The sequence below is a fragment of the Aminivibrio sp. genome (genome assembly GCF_016756745.1).
Classification (GTDB): Bacteria; Synergistota; Synergistia; order Synergistales; family Aminobacteriaceae; genus Aminivibrio.
The window spans coordinates 1-16,950 of record NZ_JAESIH010000028.1 but is presented as its reverse complement, the minus strand read 5'-3'; the positions used below and the strand labels follow the sequence as shown (position 1 = coordinate 16,950).

The 16,950-nt window shown below is 57.0% G+C and carries 15 protein-coding genes and 1 pseudogene; 6 read left to right on the top strand and 10 right to left on the bottom strand.

The window, feature by feature from the left end; genetic code table 11:
- Positions 1 to 739: 739 nt before the first annotated feature.
- The 8 genes from JMJ95_RS03310 to rsmG all read right to left on the bottom strand — a co-directional run bounded on the left by JMJ95_RS03310 (position 740) and on the right by rsmG (position 6,382).
- Positions 740 to 1,258 carry a biotin transporter BioY gene (locus tag JMJ95_RS03310; protein WP_290682621.1) on the bottom strand — a complete coding sequence of 173 codons (519 nt, stop codon included), beginning with the start codon at positions 1,256 to 1,258 and terminating at the stop codon, positions 740 to 742.
- 723 nt (positions 1,259 to 1,981) lie between these two features.
- Positions 1,982 to 2,128 (bottom strand): hypothetical protein, encoded by a 147-nt coding sequence (locus tag JMJ95_RS03305; RefSeq protein ID WP_290682619.1) that lies wholly within the window; start codon positions 2,126 to 2,128, stop codon positions 1,982 to 1,984.
- Between the two features lie 556 nt (positions 2,129 to 2,684).
- The gene (locus tag JMJ95_RS03300; protein WP_290682617.1) at positions 2,685 to 3,305 is read right to left on the bottom strand and encodes a YigZ family protein; all 621 of its coding nucleotides are present in this window, start codon (positions 3,303 to 3,305) and stop codon (positions 2,685 to 2,687) included.
- Positions 3,302 to 3,784, bottom strand: coding sequence for an HIT domain-containing protein (locus tag JMJ95_RS03295; protein WP_290682615.1), 483 nt, complete (start codon positions 3,782 to 3,784; stop codon positions 3,302 to 3,304). The genes JMJ95_RS03300 and JMJ95_RS03295 overlap by 4 nt, the downstream gene beginning before the upstream one ends.
- A 50-nt stretch (positions 3,785 to 3,834) precedes the next feature.
- The gene (locus JMJ95_RS03290; protein WP_290682613.1) at positions 3,835 to 4,047 is read right to left on the bottom strand and encodes a hypothetical protein; all 213 of its coding nucleotides are present in this window, start codon (positions 4,045 to 4,047) and stop codon (positions 3,835 to 3,837) included.
- A 10-nt stretch (positions 4,048 to 4,057) separates the two neighbouring features.
- Entirely contained in the window at positions 4,058 to 4,951 is an 894-nt protein-coding gene (locus tag JMJ95_RS03285; RefSeq protein WP_290682611.1) for a ParB/RepB/Spo0J family partition protein, read from the bottom strand.
- Positions 4,930 to 5,700 carry an AAA family ATPase gene (locus tag JMJ95_RS03280; protein ID WP_290682609.1) on the bottom strand — a complete coding sequence of 257 codons (771 nt, stop codon included), beginning with the start codon at positions 5,698 to 5,700 and terminating at the stop codon, positions 4,930 to 4,932. The genes JMJ95_RS03285 and JMJ95_RS03280 overlap by 22 nt, the downstream gene beginning before the upstream one ends.
- Positions 5,701 to 5,707: 7 nt before the next feature.
- On the bottom strand, positions 5,708 to 6,382 hold the full coding sequence (gene rsmG, locus JMJ95_RS03275; protein ID WP_290682607.1) for a 16S rRNA (guanine(527)-N(7))-methyltransferase RsmG: 675 nt from the start codon (positions 6,380 to 6,382) through the stop codon (positions 5,708 to 5,710).
- 121 nt (positions 6,383 to 6,503) lie between these two features.
- On the opposite strand from rsmG, the gene JMJ95_RS03270 reads away from it, so the two are divergent.
- From JMJ95_RS03270 to JMJ95_RS03245, 6 genes are all read left to right on the top strand, one after another.
- Positions 6,504 to 7,256 (top strand): DUF364 domain-containing protein, encoded by a 753-nt coding sequence (locus JMJ95_RS03270; RefSeq protein WP_290682605.1) that lies wholly within the window; start codon positions 6,504 to 6,506, stop codon positions 7,254 to 7,256.
- Positions 7,253 to 8,041, top strand: a complete 789-nt coding sequence (locus JMJ95_RS03265) for a thermonuclease family protein (RefSeq protein WP_290682603.1) — start codon at positions 7,253 to 7,255, stop codon at positions 8,039 to 8,041. Before JMJ95_RS03270 ends, JMJ95_RS03265 begins: the two co-directional genes overlap by 4 nt.
- 343 nt (positions 8,042 to 8,384) lie before the next feature.
- Complete coding sequence (locus JMJ95_RS03260) at positions 8,385 to 11,990, top strand: hypothetical protein (protein WP_290682601.1); 3,606 nt, start codon at positions 8,385 to 8,387, stop codon at positions 11,988 to 11,990.
- Between the two features lie 73 nt (positions 11,991 to 12,063).
- Positions 12,064 to 12,858, top strand: a complete 795-nt coding sequence (locus JMJ95_RS03255) for a UDP-2,3-diacylglucosamine diphosphatase (protein WP_290682599.1) — start codon at positions 12,064 to 12,066, stop codon at positions 12,856 to 12,858.
- Between the two features lie 547 nt (positions 12,859 to 13,405).
- Positions 13,406 to 13,855 carry a CGGC domain-containing protein gene (locus tag JMJ95_RS03250; RefSeq protein ID WP_290682597.1) on the top strand — a complete coding sequence of 150 codons (450 nt, stop codon included), beginning with the start codon at positions 13,406 to 13,408 and terminating at the stop codon, positions 13,853 to 13,855.
- Positions 13,856 to 14,392: 537 nt separating this feature from the next.
- The gene (locus JMJ95_RS03245) at positions 14,393 to 14,578 is read left to right on the top strand and encodes a hypothetical protein (RefSeq protein WP_290682595.1); all 186 of its coding nucleotides are present in this window, start codon (positions 14,393 to 14,395) and stop codon (positions 14,576 to 14,578) included.
- Positions 14,579 to 14,927: 349 nt separating this feature from the next.
- On the opposite strand, the gene hcp is transcribed toward JMJ95_RS03245, so the two are convergent.
- The gene (gene hcp, locus JMJ95_RS03240) at positions 14,928 to 16,574 is read right to left on the bottom strand and encodes a hydroxylamine reductase (RefSeq protein WP_290682593.1); all 1,647 of its coding nucleotides are present in this window, start codon (positions 16,572 to 16,574) and stop codon (positions 14,928 to 14,930) included.
- A gap of 26 nt (positions 16,575 to 16,600) precedes the next feature.
- Positions 16,601 to 16,950 (bottom strand): annotated as a pseudogene (locus JMJ95_RS03235) (4Fe-4S ferredoxin); the annotation flags it as partial.

The window sequence follows — 16,950 nt, the reverse complement described above, 5'->3', positions numbered from 1 at the left end:
TTTCAGGAGATGTTTATTGAGATGAAAGATACTTCTTTCGATCAGCATTTAGGCTGTCGTTCGTTTATATTGAAACCTGCCTTTTATGTATCCTAAATCAGCCGGTTTTCAGGCAGAGAGAGTGTCACCATGCATATATTGAATTCGCCCCCCATGGCCAAGAATATTTCGCTCCGCGCTCTTTGCGGAAAGGTCCCTTGAGGGGCGGCGCCTGAAGTAGAGAAACCGACACGGGTGTCGGCTTTATAGACAGGCAACAGGCGGACAAACGGGGCCGCGGTGATCCCTTGGCCAGTCATGGTTGATATTCTTTCTGCATCTCCACTTTAGCTTACGCCCAGCGCGAGCACCAAAACGATCCCGTTGGGGGCAGATTTAAGGAAGCTCTGAAAAAAGATTATTTTGCCTTACGCGAAACGATAAATCTTTTTTTTTGACACATGAATCGACATTATACAGAGGTTCCTTATGTGTATGTTTATGATTTTGATGCCGGCGTTTTTGTGCTTTATTGATTGTTTGTTTTCAGCGTTCTCAGAAAGTACAGGATTTCATGGTTCCGCCGTTTTCGTTTTGTACGCTTTGAAGATCTGTTTTTCTGATTATATTTTCCTGGGTATTTGCAAAATCCTTTGCCGGCTGAAAGCACTCGGAAGCTCTCTGATCGGAATCTGTTTTTTTGAGCTCAACGGTTTTCTCCCACTTTGTTTTCAGATACCAAAAGGTATGCATAAATAGCTTATAGAGGGTGTCGTACCGCCATTCGTATTTTTAATGCGATGAGCGATGCCGCGACGGCTTTTAGAAGGTCCGGGAGAATGAAAGGGTATACACCGATATGAAGGATTTGGCCGACTGTTGATGGCTTTTCTGCCAGGTAGTTGAAATTCAGGAACAATACCGCCGCGCCAAGAAAATATATAATACTCACTCCGCCGACGGCCGCCGGAAAGAGCCTGCGAAAAGAAATATCGGATCTTTTTACCAGGGCAGCTATGATCCAGGCGGCAGGAAGCTGTCCAAGAAGATATCCGAAAGTAGGAGACAGAATATATGAAATTCCCCCTCCTCCTGAAAAGACAGGTACTCCGGACAGCCCAAGGAGAATATAGGCCGCCTGAGAAAGCAGTGCGGCTCTTGGCGAGAGAAGAAGACCGGAAAGAATGACCATCAGGACCTGCAATGTGATCGGGACAAATGGCAGGGGTATCCGAACAAAAGCGCCGACTGCGGTTAGTCCTGTAAAAAAAGAAGCCACAATGAGTGTCTTAAACCGAATTTTTATAGAAAACGACCTCCTGTCTACCTATTATTCTATCGGTTGACACTTCTTATGGCAAGACCCATTGAGAAAAGATTAATCCCGAGCGTGTTTTTCAGGATTTTGTGTTTTTCAGGATTTTGTGTTTTTCAGGATTTTGTGTTTTTCAGGATTTTGTGTTTTTCAGGATTTTGTTTTTTTCGGTAATTTTGGCTCTTTTAGGAACGAAACAATTCGCTTAAGAAATCGAAAACCTGGTCATTTTTTGTGTATGGAGGTGCTGTCTTTTCCTGACCTTCCCTTCAAACACAAGAGGAACCGACTCGATTTCCGGGAATCAGGCCTACTGAAGCTCTGTTTTATCCATCAGTCCGCCGGCAGTTTATCCTCGTCATAGGAGGCACATTCACTCCTAAATCAGCAACTTTTTCAGGTAGGGGGAGACTTTCCTCGTATAATGGTTCTTTAATGGTTCCGTCCCATCTGCACTGTCGACAGGTCCGTGGGAAGTTCGGGAGAGTTTGTACTTCACGCTGATATACTTCAGGCAAACTGCTTTGCCGAGAGCACAAGCAATGTACGTATTTCCGGCAGCGCCTATGATCAGCACACCCCGAAGCTTCCATTTATACGAACAGGTTGAAGAAGCGAAGAGAAGATTTTTTATCAATTTCCTGTCCGGGTGGTATTCGATGCTTTCCAGGCAGGCATCGTTTATTTTCAACCCCCCGCATTTGTCACGAGACGGTTCATGAGAAATTTTCGTCTCTTGAAGTATTCAGCCTCCACCAGCATTCTGAAGAGGTCTTCGTAGGAGAGGACATTCATGGACGGAGTGGCTCGCTGCTGCCGGAATACATCTGCCATGGCGCGGAGCCTCATTCTCCAATAATCCAGCATGCGTTCGAATTGTATGGATATTTGTTGTCTCAAGAAGGAGAAGGACCAGGTCTCTCCGGGGAGATTCAGCGGCTCTATTTCAGTATACGAGTGGCTCGGTTTTTTTGACGGGCGGCTCTTTTACTGTGCACTAATCAAAAAAAAGGGGTTATTCAGATTCCGAAGCTGTAGCTCTTGAAAAAGACCGGCAGGCGTTATGAGGCGAAAGGCTGTGTATCCATAGATCTTTTCATGTGAGAAAACATTGAGAGCAGTTCGGGGGCTTCAATATCTTTGTTCATTCAGGAGTTGCTATATTATGACTCTAATGAACAAGTTCGGCCTGGGTTCGGTGAGGGAGACTTTCGTCGGCATGGGTGGAAATTGATTTGAGGAACCTCTGAATAATGTCGATTAATGGGTTAAAAAAAAGTTTCTATTGAGTCGCGTGAGGACAAAATATTCTTTTTTCAGAGCTTCCCTGTATGAAGATCTTTTGCGAATAACGGGGCCGGAAAAGCAAAAACGGCGCTGCTTATCGCTTTCAACCGGCTTTTTTCCATCCGTTGATTCTCCTGCTGTTTTTCCATTCTTCAAAGGTTTTTTCCACACTTTCGGAGCATTCGAGCGGAACGGCGCACTTGACCGTCACGTATTCTCCGTATTCGCTGGAACGGAAATCACCGCCGGTGTCGCAGGTGTCAAGGAGTCTTTCCACGAGTTTTACCATGTCATAGGGCATCCAAATTTCATAGCCTGTCCGCGCTCTCAGAGATATTTTTCCCGATGCCGTGATTCCCTCGGAGGCGGCTTTGCCGTAAGCCTCAATGAGGCCCCGCACTCCGAGCTTGATTCCGCCGAAATAGCGTGTTACTACCACAAGGACATTCGTCAATTCCTGCCGGAGGATCGCACCGAGTATGGGTTTTCCTGCCGTTCCTGCCGGTTCGCCGTCGTCGGAGAAATATTCTTCTCGCTTCAGTGTGCCTACTCTGTAGGCCCAGCAGTTGTGGTTTGCCTGCCGGTGTTCCGAGGAAATGCCCCTGATCCTCTCGCGTGCCTCCGTTTCATCGCGGCAGATGCAGACATGGGCGATGAAGAGGGATTTCCGGACTTTCGTTTCGGTAACGGTTTCACGGGCAGGTTCGCAGTACTGGTCATTCATTCATTCCAGGCTTCCTTCATCCGCGCATAGGTTTCCGCCAGTTCTTCGGCTACAACACGGACATCGGCGAACACGGGCATGAAGTTCGTATCCCCGTTCCACCTCGGCACGATATGGAGATGGAGGTGCCCGTCGAAGCCTGCGCCGGCCACCTTGCCGAGATTGATGCCGATGTTGAAGCCCTGGGGATTCATCACTTTTTTCAGCACCGAAATGCATCTTCCTCCCAGGCGGTGCATTTCGAGCATTTCCTCGTCTGAGAGAAGTTCGTATTCCGCCGTATGGCGGTAGGGAGCGACCATAAGATGGCCGGGGTTGTAGGGGAAGGCGTTGAAAATAACAAAGCAGGTCGCCCCCCTGTGGAGAATGAGCCGTTCCTCGTCACGATATTCCGGCGGGAAATCGCAGAAGATGCAGCCGTCCTTGTTTTTTGATACCTGAATATACGCCATTCTCCAAGGTGCGAAGATGTTCTCCATGGTCCATCATCCTTCCTGTAGATCTATCTGTTTCACGTGAAACGTGTTTGTTATTTTTTTCTCATTATCTCCCGGATCAAAAACCACCCCTGCCATAGCCCGAAAAGTGCAAGAATTACGGGAAGGGCTACATTGAGCCACATGGGATACCCGGAGACTACAAGCCTTCGGGCAATATAGACGCCAAGAAACACATACCCGCCGATGAGGAATCCGGCCGATATGATTTTTCCAAACATTACCACATCCTTGAACTTATCCACCGTTCATCACCTATTTCCCGGGAAATAGTTCTTCCCCTCGTTCCTCGAGAAAGCGCATAAAGGCTTCCATCTGTTTTTTGTTCAGCCCGTCGAGAGAAACTCTCATTCTGTTCGGGTTTCCAGTCACCCGAAGAGAAATTCCCAGTCCCTTGAGAGAGGTCTGCACGGGTTCCGGTATGACGAAGGAAGCCCGTCTGGCCGCGGAAACCTCCGGCGCCTGGAGCTTGGACCTCTTGACGGCCTCTTCGAGCTGCCGGACGGACATTCCTCTTTCTTCGGCCGTCCGTGCCAGGGCGATCATCATGGAGGGGGATTCCACCGAGAGCAGGGCCCTGCAATGCCCTTCCGAAAGGAGGCTCTCGGAGAGCATGTTCCTGATCTCCTCGGGAAGCTGGAGAAGCCGCAGCTTATTGGTCACCGCTGTCCTGCTCCAACCGATGCGTTCCGCCACTTCCTCCTGGGTAAGGGAATGCTGCTGGATCAGCTCCGAAATGGCCGAGGCGATCTCCAAAGGCGACAGGTCTTCCCTCTGGATATTCTCCACCAGGGATATCTCCCGCAGCTCGCGGTCGCTTCCTTCAATGACCCGTACCGGTACCCGGGGCAACCCGGCGGAACGGGCCGCCCGCCACCGTCTCTCGCCCGCCACGATCTCAAATATTCCATCTTCTTCCAGGGCCCGGACGATGAGCGGCTGGACAACGCCATGACTCCGTATGGACTCGGCGAGGGAATCGAGGGACGCTTCGTCCATGTCCCGTCTCGGCTGGGCGGGGTTCGGCCGGATGTTGTCCACCGGGAGGGAAGTGATTTCACCCTGCCCTCTTCCGGACAGGGTGGGAGCTTCCGCCGGGGGTGTGAAGAGTGCCCCGAGTCCCTTTCCTAGTGCGCGCGCTTTAGCCACAGTTCTGACACCTCCCTGGCAAGGTCTCCGTAGGCCTGGGCTCCGGTGGAGGACGGATCGTAATAGCCTATGGGGGTGGCATGGCTCGGAGCCTCGGACAACCTGACGTTTCTCGGAATGACGGAGGAAAATGCCACGCTGCCGAACTGGCGGCGCACCTCGTCGGCCACCTCGTTGGAAAGCCTGGTTCTCGAGTCGTACATGGTCAGAAGCACCCCGCTTATTTCAAGTTCCGAGTTGAGACTGTCCCTCACGAGGCCGATGGTTTTCGAGAGCTGGCCGACCCCTTCCAGGGCGTAATATTCGCACTGAATAGGGATGATGAGCTTGTCGGAAGCGACCAGGGCGTTGATGGTCAGCATGCCGAGGGACGGGGGGCTGTCCACGATGGCCACGTCGTAACTATCGAGAGACCGGAGATGCCGCCTCAGCCTCGTCTCCCTGCTTATGACGCTGGCGAGTTCTATTTCCGCTCCCGCCAAGTCGATGGTGGCGGGAAGAATGGAGACCCCTTCCCACCTGGTGGGTATGACGGCATCTTTCGCCTCGGCCTCGCCGAGGAGCACGTCGTACAGGCTGAGTTCGAAGTCTTCTGGCGATATGCCCAGGCCGCTGGTGCAGTTCGCCTGGGGATCGATGTCCACGGCGAGAACGGAATAGCCGAGCCGGCCCAGTTCAGCCGCCAGATTAACGCACGTGGTCGTTTTTCCTACTCCGCCCTTTTGGTTTGAAACCGTGAGAACGAGCATGGGGGCGTCACCTCCACCAGAATGTTTTTTCCGCCATGCCCGTCTTCCGGGGAAACGTGGATAAACAGGGGGCGTTTTTCTTCCATAAAAGAAGAAATCTCTTTTTTCCCTCGCCGCCGTAGGGAACAATGGACGGAGCTGCGAGGCCGAGCCTGTTCCATCTGCCCTGGAGCGGCTCGAGTTCTTCCGTGAACCTGGGCCCCTTCATGGCCAGGACAGTTCCGCCCACAGCGACGAAGGGGGAAAGGTATTCGAGGAGGATCCCCGTTCCGGCCACCGCTCGGGCGCCTGCGAGTGAGAAGGTTTCCCGTTCGCGGAGGGCGTATTCCTCGCACCTTCCCCAGACGACCTGAACGTTGGGAAGCCCCAGCGCAGCGGCCATCTCCTCCAGGGCGCCGCACTTCTTTTTCACGCTGTCAAGGAGGGTCACTTCGAGATCGGGGCGGCAGATTGCCCAGACAAGGCCGGGAAGACCGCCTCCCGAGCCCACGTCGAGAATCCGTCCCTTTTCGGGCAGGCTCGAGACAGTGAAAAGACAATCGAGAATGTGCTCGTTCCAGAGTGTTTCAGGATCACTGGGCCCGGTCAGCCGAATTTTTCCGCCGTAGGAGGCGAGGAGACTCCCGTATCGTTTCAGGATTTCGCCCCGGGAGGAGAGAAGCTGTTCTTCCACGTGGTCCACCGGCGTGTCTCCTTTCCTTCGAAAGTTCATACGGATAACATTATACCCCTTTCTTCCAATGGTGGACCTTTCCCCGGACATCCGGGGAGTATAGAATGGACCCGACAGGGGAGGGACGATAATGGGACTGTACGAGGAAATCCAGGACCGGCTCCTTTCTGCCCGGGATGGGGAAGTGGAATCCCTTGTTCTCGGCTGGAAGGGAAGCGCCGTGACCCTGAAGGACGGACGCTGGGGGATCGGCGCGGTGCCGCCGGGAGGGGGAGCGGCCCTTTCCCCCCGGGAAGACCATACGAGGCGCCTTCTGCTCTCGGGAGCGACGGACCTCGCGAAACTTCTTGTTTCGCCCTATCCCCAGGAATATGCCGCCGCTTCCGCAGCCGCAGCCGCCCTCGCTCCTGCGCCGGAGGAGGGCCTTCCCCTGGAGAGCCTCCTGCCCCTTCCCGGTGGGGAACGGGTGTCCCTGGTGACCCCCGACCCCTGGGTAACCGATTTTCTCCGGGACTGGAACTGGAACATTTCCGTTTTTGACGACGGCAGGAGGGGGCTGAACGTCTTTCCGGAATGGACGGTCTCCCAGCACCTGAACTCCTGCGGATGGATGTGGCTTACCGCCGAGGTCTTCAGGACACGGTCGTTTTTCTCTCTTTTTCCCCGGCCGGCGGGGAAAACAGTGGTCCTCCAGGGGCCGGGAATTCCCTTTCTCCCCGACGTCTACGAACGGGCGGGCATTTCCTATCTTGTCCTCCCACAGACTTCCGGAGCGGATGGGTCGGCAGCGATGCGGTACGTGGCGTCCGGGGGCACTCCATGGACGTGCCCTGACCTTCGCTGGCGGGTTCATCCCGTGAGCGGGCAGGGGAGGCAGAGATGACCCGTCTCCTGGCCGCAGCGGCGGCCCTGGCGTCGGCGGCGATTCTCTCCCTGTCCGGCCTCAGGGGCGGCCCGGACATACAATCCCTGCTCTCGGCGGCAGGCATCGAGGTTCACGACGGTGATACCATTTCCGTTCCCCTCGACGGGGAACGGGCCACTATCCGCTACCTCCTGATAGACACCCCGGAACTCCACCATCCCCACCGGGGGAAGGAAGAACTGGCCCTCGAAGCGGCTGGGGCAAACCGGACCCTCATTTCCTCCGGGCCCCTCAGCCTGGAGTTCGACGAAGAACTCCGGGACCGGTACGGGAGGCTCCTTGCCTATGTCTGGGTCTCCCTTCCGGAAGGAGAATTGCTGGTGAACGAGGAACTGGTGCGGAGAGGCCTTGCCCTGCCGCTGATCATTCCCCCCAACGGAAAACACGCCGGCAGGATCTTTTCGGCCATGGAGGAGGCCGCCCGGGAAGGAGCGGGCCTCTGGAGCCGTTCGGAAAAGAGGATATTCACCCCTTCCCAGGTGTGGAGCGAGGCGACGGTCCTCGCAGGCAGCTTCGTCACGGTGAGGATGACCCTGGAGAGGGTGGAGGAGCGGGGGCGAAGAATCCTCCTCTCCCAGGGAAGACTTACCGTCACTGCCTACCGGAATCCCCGTACGGAGGGTCTTCTGGGCCTCAGGAAAGGGGACAGGGTCACGGTCCGGGGCAAGGTCCTTCTTTCTCCCCGGGGATGCGAGATTCCCGTGGCCTCAGTCCTCCAGGTCAGCAGGGATTCCGATGGGTGAAACATGGGCGGCGCCTGTCGCATCTTTTGCCCTCCCTCTAGTGTCCCCTGAAAAATGTCCACATACTGCCGGATTATCCACAAAACCCCTTTTTTCAACCCTTTTTTGCCGTTTTTTGGAGGTTATCCACCGACTTCTCCACATATCCACATTTCCACACCCTTCCACAGGCCGCCATATGTAGGTCAAACAGAGCGGACTATTCGATCTTTATTTATCAGTAATCTTCTCTGGCGTTCCATGCGGTCCTCCTCTATGATTGAACCGTTATGCCCACGGTAATATAATTGCTGCCGAAGGGCAGCGGAGCGGGAAACAGCCATAACGGAAAGGAACGATCGACATGGGAAAACCAGGGGAAAAGACTGTTTTTTTTGTCTTTCTCCTCGCCGGTCTGGCGGCAGCCGCCGCCCTGTTCCTGATTTCGGGGAAAGACGCGGGAACGGATTTCTTTAAAACATCTCTCAGCCAGGCCCTCAGGGACTTGCCGGGCTGGAAGCTGCAGGCCGACCGTTTTTCCGGCAACCCCGTCACCGGCTTCACAGCCTGGGATGTCCGCCTGTCCTTCGAGGACGGTGAGATAGCCCGGGCGGACAGTCTTACCGTCTCCTTATCGCTGCTCTCCCTGCTGAAAGGCTCTGCAGGAATCGACAAAATATCGGTGAAAAACGCCTTTGTTGCTGCGGAGGACCTCTTCGCCGCCGCCAGGAAAACCGAACTTCCGTCAGCGCCGGGAGGAAAACCTCTCGACCTTCCCGTGGTGGTTCTCACCCCTTCGGAGATCTCAACCCCCTTGGGAAACGTGAAGCTTGACCTCCTCAGGCTGACCCCGGGGCAGGGAACGGTCACCCTCGAAGGAAAGGGAAATTTTCTCGGCGTGCCTGTGGAAATGGGCGGTTCCTTGGCCGAAGACGAAAGCATTTCGCTCACCGACATCTTCCTGAAGGCCGGCAGTGCCACGGCGACCCTCTCCGGAGAAATGTTCCCGGAATTTTTCCTCGAGGGAACCGTCGAAAACCTGGATCTTGAAAAAGCAGCTTCCCTCCTTTCCGTGCCCTTTTCCATGAAGGGCACGGTGGCCTCCACCGTCACCATAAGCCGCCCGGGCGGAAAGCTTCTCCTGTCGGGCGATGGGGAGATACTGGGGGGAGACATCTGGGGTCTTCTCACTGAAGGCCGGTTCCGCTGGTCCGCCGACGAGGAGAAGGCAACCCTCTCTCCTGCGGGAGGAAAAATTTTTTCCTCCCCCGTGGAAGGCAGCCTGTCCGTGTTCTTTGCCTCCGTCCCCCTGGCGGAAATCAAGCTGGGGCTCAAAAACGTGGATTTTCAGGAGTGGACCCGGTTCTTCTCCTGGCTTTCCTTCGGCCGGGGAACTCTCTCGTCCCTCCGGGTCGACCTCGAAGGACCTTTCGACAGGCTTGAAGGTACCGTGGCCTTTTCCTCTCCCAGGGTGGTCCTCCAAGGATTTCCCGTGACGGATCTGAAAGGGAGCCTGAAGCTCGCCGAGGGAAACCGCATCGACCTCGGGACATCAGGGAAATGGCTTGAATCACCCATTTCCGCATCAGGAAAAGTTGTGGTGGACGACACGGGACGCACTGAAACCGTCCTGGAAATCCGGTCGGACAGGTTCGATCTGAAATCTTCCGGCGCGGTCTACGCTCCCGGCCTGGCACTCGCCGGCACGGGAACGGCAAAGCTCTCCCTGAAATATCCCTTCGAGGGAAAAATGACCCTCTCCGGGGCTCTCTCAGCCCCAAAGTTTTCCGTCCTGGGCACCCCGGCGGAGAACCTTTCCGCCGCCTTCACCGGAACGACGGACGCCCTGAACGTTTCGTCGGTCTCCCTGTCGATTCCGGGCGGAGGGACGGTCACCGGGAAGGGAACCCTGTCGGGCCTTTCCGGCGACACGCCCGCCATGGCTTTCGAAGGAGAGGGAAAGAACATCGGGTGGGCCTTCATCGAGTCTCTCGCCTCGTCCTCGAAACCCCTGGGAGCCTCCGGCACGGCGGATCTCCGCTGGTCCGCCCGGTCGCCCCTCTCGGCTCCATCGGTGGACTTCGACGTCAGGGGAAAGGACACCCCCCTGTCGAAAACCCTTCCCTTGCGGGGAACGGTGCTGAAAGGCCGTCTTTCCGGCGGCGAGATTACCCTTTCGGAAGGGACGGCCTCCCTCTGGGGAGGTAAGGTACAGTTCTCCGGAAAGGCATCCTCCCTGGCCCATTCACCGACCCTGAATTTCCGGGGAACCTTCTCGGGGCTGGCCCTCCGGCAGGCTGCGTCGGACCTGGGAACGGCTCTGTCCTCCGCTTCGGGAACCCTTGCGGGAGAATTCTCTCTCGCCGGGAAGGCGTCCGCGCCGGCTCTCTCTCTGTCCTTAAACAGTCCGGAACTCTCCGCCGGAAGGCTTTCTGTCCGCTCTCTGACGGCAAAGGCAGAGGGAACTCTTCCCACTCTCAAACTGACCTCCTTCGCCGCCCGGGTTCTTGACGCGCCGGTCACCGCGGAGGGAACCCTGGAGCTGAAGGACAGGGGAAAGATTAACATCTCCGCCTCATCGGGAGAACTGGACCTCAGGAAGTTTTCGGCGGCCTTCTTCCCCGGCGTGAGCCTCGGCGGCACGGCTGCAGGGAAAGTCATCCTCTCCGGAACCATGGGCGGAGGCCTGGAAACCGTCTTCTCGGGAACCTCGCCCCTCGTCACCTTTCACGGGCTCCTGATGGAAAAAGTCGCTTTCTTACTGAAGCCTGACGGAAAGGGGGCCTACGTCCTGTCCGCCCAGGGAACCCTCGGCAAAAGCACCCTCGCCGTGGAAGGAAAAATGGCCTTCACACCCAAAGGAACGGAAATCACACTCAAGAACAGCAAAAAGATCGACCTGGGGGCCACAGCCGCCGGGCTGTCCGCCCAGGCGGCGGGCATGGTCTCCGGGGAGGCCGATTTCACCGCCAAGGGCATTTTCGACGAAAAGGGAAATACCTGGGAAGGAAGGATACGCTCTTCCTCCCTCGGCTTTTACCGCACGGAAATCAAGGCCGTGGATATTCCCTTCACCTGGAAGGACGGCATGATCAACGTTATGGACGGAAAGGCGGAGTATCACGGCGGCTTGGCTGCATTTTCCGGCATGGTCGACCCCGCCACTATGCGGTGGGAGGGAAACATCACGGTGAAGGGCATGGATCTGGGCAGCGCCACGGAGAGAATTCTCGAAGGCAGGGGATCGGTGACGGGAAAGGCGGACCTCACGGCGAGGGGAAGCGGCACAGGGGGCATGGTGGGAATGGTCTTCGGCAGCGGCCAGATTGCGGCAAAGGACGGTTCGGTCTCGGGGTTCGAGGCCCTGAAGTCCATCTCCGACACCGGGACGGTAAAGTTCAGCTCCGTGCTGGCCAGCTTCAATCTCGACGGAAGAAACATCTTCCTCCTTCCGGGAAGCAGGATCTCAGCTCCCGTGGGGGACAAAGTCTACAGGTATTTTTCCGCCAGCGGGTCCCTTGGGTGGAACGATTCCCCCCTGGATCTCAAGTGCGTGGGGGACATCAACGTTCGAGCCCTGAACGCCTTCCTCGGCGCACTCCAGGGCATCATCGCCGTGGACGGGAACCCCCTCAACGACCCGGCGTTCCTCCAGAAGTTCCTCTCCGGGCTGCTGGGCGGCATGTCCGTCCGGGACTTCCGGGAGACATCCTTCAACCTCCGGGGGACCTGGGACGCCCCGCTGCTCACCGACCTCAAGGTGACCTCCGCCGCCGCACCGGCGTCGATACCGAGCACCAACGAATCGGGAAAAAACGAGACCCAGATCAAGATCGCCGTTGAAATCCCCACCGGGAAAGGAAAGGACACCTCCACCAGCACGGAAGACCAGGTAAAAAAGCAGCTCTTGGAGAACATCATGAAGCAGATCATCCGGCCCGGCACCAACGACGGAGACTCCCAGAACTGATGGCGGAAACCGGATTTATTCCCTGCTGTATAATGGGAAACAACGCCCTCCGGGGTACCCCTGAAAGGAAAGGATGAATCCCCTGAAATACAGGTCGATCTTTCTCTCAGACCTCCATCTCGGAACCCGCTGGTGCCGGGCCGGAAACATTTCCGGCTTTCTTTCCTCCGTGGAATGTGACAACCTGTACCTCGTGGGGGACATCATTGACGGGTGGAACATGGGCCCGAGAGGGGTGTGGCCGGCATCCCACTCGTCTGTTCTCCGTTCCATCCTCTCCCTCGCGGGCAGGACGGCCGTGACCTATATTCCGGGAAACCACGACGAGTTCATGAACCGGTTCGACGGCCAGTCCATCGGCGGCATCAGGATACGTTCAAGTGCTGTGCACACAGGGGCCGACGGCAGAAGGTACTTCGTGGTCCACGGACACCAGTTCGACGGTGTGATGCTCTACAGCCGGTGGCTCGCATGGGCCGGCGACAGGGCATACGGTCTTGCCCAGCAACTGAACTCGGGAGTCAATTTTATCCGTTCGCTTGCGGGGCGGGAATACTGGTCCCTTTCCTCCTTTCTCAAGAACAGAGTGAAGAGGGCGGTAAAGTATTTCAGCCGCTACGAGAACCGCATCGCCCGATCGGTCAGAGAAATGGACGCCACGGGAATTATCTGCGGGCACATCCACAACCCGGCAGTCAGGGTCTTCCAGGGAGTGAAGTACTTCAACTGCGGCGACTGGGTGGACCACTGTTCGGCCCTGGTGGAGCACCTCGACGGCGTCATGGAAATCGTCAGGTGGTTCGACCGGAAGGATGAATCTCCCGCCCCCCGCCCGGATCGAGTCCTCGGCGTCCCGCCGGCGGACTGACCTGCCCCCGGGGACCTGTCGCCCCCCCCCTCGATGGACACCTCCATCTCGGGCACTACCCCGGCGGCGTACCCATTAACACCTCCCAGGCCCACCTGAAAGTCCTCTTCCGCGATTGCGCCCGCATCTGAGGTGGAGTCGTGAGACGGGAAACCGGTTCTCCCCTGCCTCAACGCCCACGATCTCCAGGAGAAAAGTCCCACCCGGGACAGGGGATGGGAGAAGCCTCTCATCGACATGGGATAATGGGATCCCATGTCGTGCCGCATGATCTCCTTCGATGCGCCCCCTCCGGGGATATCCTCCCGGACAAAGATCAGGTTAGGATGGCCTGCCCCGGAGAAGACATCCCGTGATGGCCTTGCAGCGACAGGATCGATGAATGCAGATACCGGTAAGCTCCCGTGAAGCTCATAACTGTAAATGCCGACTCCCCGGTTTCCGAAACCACGGGGCTTGCAAATCGGTGCGGAAGGTTTATAGTAATGAGAATAAATATCAACAAGCCGGTCATCCAGCCGGCATTCCGACCCGAGGAGGCCTTCTCATGGGCAACGAGATCGTCCGGATAGGGATTTTCATCTGCAACCGATACCATACCTGCGCAGGGGGAAAATGCCTGCGCTCGCTGCGGAACAGGGAAGGGGCCTTCAGCCTCTACAAAGACAGGGAAGCTGAGCTTGTGGGGTATACCACCTGCGACGGGTGTCCCGGGGGAAACATCGAGTACGCTCCTGCGGAGATGAAGAAGAACGACGCCACGGTGATCCATCTGGCCACGGGAATGCTGGTGGGGTATCCTCCCTGCCCGAGGATCGACTATTTCCGCCGGTACATCGACACGGCCTTCGGCCTGCCCGTCGTGGTGGGAACTCACCCCATCCCGGAGAAATACTGGACCATCCACAGCGCCATGAAGACATGGGATTCCCCCCTGTGGCAGGAGCTCATCTCGAAGGTATCCTGCGACCCGGAGACCCGGTTGGCCTACAACTGAAATCCCTTTCCCATCCTGGCTTTTTCACCGGCTCAGGCACCTTTTTCACGGCAGGCTTTCCATACCGAAAAAAATGCACCCCCCTTTCCAGAGGGAGCATCAGCTCCCTCTTTCTTTTTGGGGGATAATACGCTATTTTTTCCGGGGGAAATTGTCAGAAACAATAAAATTATTCAATATATAACTTTAACCTTGTCTTCCTTAGCCCCTAAATCCGCACCTCAGCGGGAGCGTCACCGGTGCTCGCTTGGGCCGCCGGTGCAGATTGTCGTCCTTGACAACTGCCCAAGCGATCAACACGGCTCCCTGCGTTCGCCGGTTGCCTGCTTGTGAAACCGACATCCGTGTCGGTTTCTCGGCCCGGGCGCTGTGCCCGGCGACACTCCCTCTGCCTGAAAAACCTGCGGATTTAGGAGCCTTTGATATATTGTCAGAAATACCCCATTTGTGTATTTCCGTTTCTTTTGGTGTTCTTCATGTTCAGTCCGGCATTAAAAACGAATATTTACCAAAGCGACTTTCACAGCAGACCTTCTCTTGGCGATGACCCTGCCGGCCTTTTCTGCGGCCGGACATTTCCGCATCCTCATCGTGAACAGCTGCTCCTGCTGTATCCGGGTCCGGGAGCAGACCGAAGGCTTCAGGGCACGTCTCGGCAGGCGTTACGCCGAATTCAGGACCATGGGCCTGGACGTGAAGAACCAGCCCGGCGAGGCCGAGTAGAGGCTGCAGCGAAGAAAGCCTGTGAGCTCATCGCAGAATGGGGACCTCACCTTGTCCTCGTCTCTGACGAGGCCGCACAGGCTGAGATCACGGCCTATTCCGTCAATGGTCCCGTTCCCTTCGTCTTTTCTGTAGTGAACCAGGCGCCGGAGGACTATGGGTTTTCCGGCACATCCAAAGGCACCGGCATCCTGGAGCGGGGGCTCTGCAGTCCATGCCGAACAAACCGAGCTGCCTCTATGGCGGCGTTCAGCGCGAGGAGGTGTTTTTCTTTTAATAAAACAACACTAGAAAAAGCAGGGAAAAGGTACAAAACCTTTTCCCTGCTCGCGTGTTTCTTTGGGGCCGCTTATCCGAGAATTGCCTTCAGATCCTGCTCCACCGTGGTGACGGGCTGGAGGTTGAACTTCTCCTGGAGGACCTTGAAGACGGGCTCCTTCATGAAAGCGGGAAGGGTGGGCCCGATCCTCATGTTCTTCACTCCCAGGTACAGGAGGGAGAGGAGGATGCAGACGGCCTTCTGCTCGTACCAGGACAGGATCAGGGAGAGAGGCAGTCCGTTGATGTCCGTCTTGAAGGCATCGGCGAGGGCAAGGGCTATACGCACCGCCGAGTAGGCGTCGTTGCACTGTCCGGCGTCAAGGAGCCTGGGAATGCCGTCGATGTCGCCGAACTCGAGCTTGTTGAACCGGTACTTACCGCAGGCCAGGGTGAGGATCACGCAGTCGTCAGGCACGGATGTGGCGAAGTCGGTGAAGTAGCTCCGGCCCGGCTTGGCACCGTCGCAGCCGCCGATGAGGAAGAAGTGGCGGAGCTTTCCGGCCTTCACGAGATCGATGACCTTACCCGCGACTGACATGACGGTGTTCCGGGCAAAACCCACGTTGATGAAGCGGGGTTCCTCGTCCTCGGCGAAGCCGGGGGCAGCGAGGGCGGCCTCGATCACGGGAGAGAAATTTTTGTCGTCTCCGATGTGGGCGGCACCCGGCCAGGCCACGAGCCCTGTGGTGAAGATGCGGGCAAGGTAGGAATCCTTGGGCTTCTGGATGCAGTTGGTGGTCATGAGGATGGCGCCGGGGAACTTCTCGAACTCCTCCCGCTGATTCTGCCATGCGCTGCCGTAGTTCCCCACAAGGTGCCTGTACTTCTTCAGCCCGGGATAGGCGAGGCAGGGCAGCATTTCACCGTGGGTGTAGACGTTGATGCCCTTTCCTTCCGTCTGCTGGAGGAGGAGGTCAAGATCCTTGAGGTCGTGGCCGGAGACGAGGATGGCCTTGCCCTTCACGCCGGTGACTCTGGCCTTCGTGGGTTCCGGATGGCCGTACACACCTGTGTTGGCCGCATCGAGGAGCTCCATGACGTCAATGTTCCACTTGCCGGCATCCATGGCCTGACCCACGAGGTCGTCCACGGTGAAGGATTCGCCGGCGAGGAAGTTCATCTTCTCGTGGATGAATCCGTAAAGCTCGTCCTTTTCGTAGCCGAGGATCTTCGCATGGTCCATGTAGGCCGCGCTGCCCTTGAGGCCGAGCAGAACAAGGTCCCGGAGTCCCTGGATAACTTCGCCGTGTTTCTCGCTGCCGGCCTCGGGGTTGACCTTCTCCCCGGCGTTGATCATCTCGGCCCTTGAAGCCGGTACGGGAAAGACGGCCGGACCGCCGAGGGTCTCGGGGGTCTTTCCAGCCTTGCGGCAGGCATCCTCGTAGAGCTTCTTCGCTGCTTCGCGGACTTCACCGGCCTTCCGGATCATGGCTTCCACTCGGGCTTCATCGAAGTTCACGTTGGTGATGGTGGTGAAAAGGGCTTCCACAACGAAGACATCCACCTTTTTGTCCACGGCGCCGAGCTGCCTCGCCCGGTGGGCATACATGGAAACTCCTTCAGCGAGATATACAAGCAGATCCTGAAGGTCCGCCACCTCTGGACTCTTGCCGCAGACTCCGAACGCGGTGCATCCTGTTCCCTTTGCCGTCTGTTCACACTGGTAACAAAACATGGCTCGCATCTCCTCCTTGATATTGTTTACTTCTTCACGGAGAACCTGATGGTCTCCCTGTCCGTAATGTCTCCGCCCACGCCGATGGTGACGATTTTCAGCGAGACGTTTTGTTCGGCCGCTTCGCAGGCCGCCTCAAGAATCCTGGTCATGCCGCCGCAGCACGGGACTTCCATGCGGACTACCGTAATGGAGCTGATTTCATTGTAGGCAATCAGCCTGGTGAGCTTCTCCACGTAGGCCTTGGCATCGTCGAGCTTAGGGCAGCCCACGAGGCAGACCTTGTTCTCCCCGGCGAGGAAGGTCCGGTGGAAATCGGCGAAGGCAAAGGGGGTGCAGTCTGCGGCAATCACGAGTTCCGCCTTCCGGAGGTAGG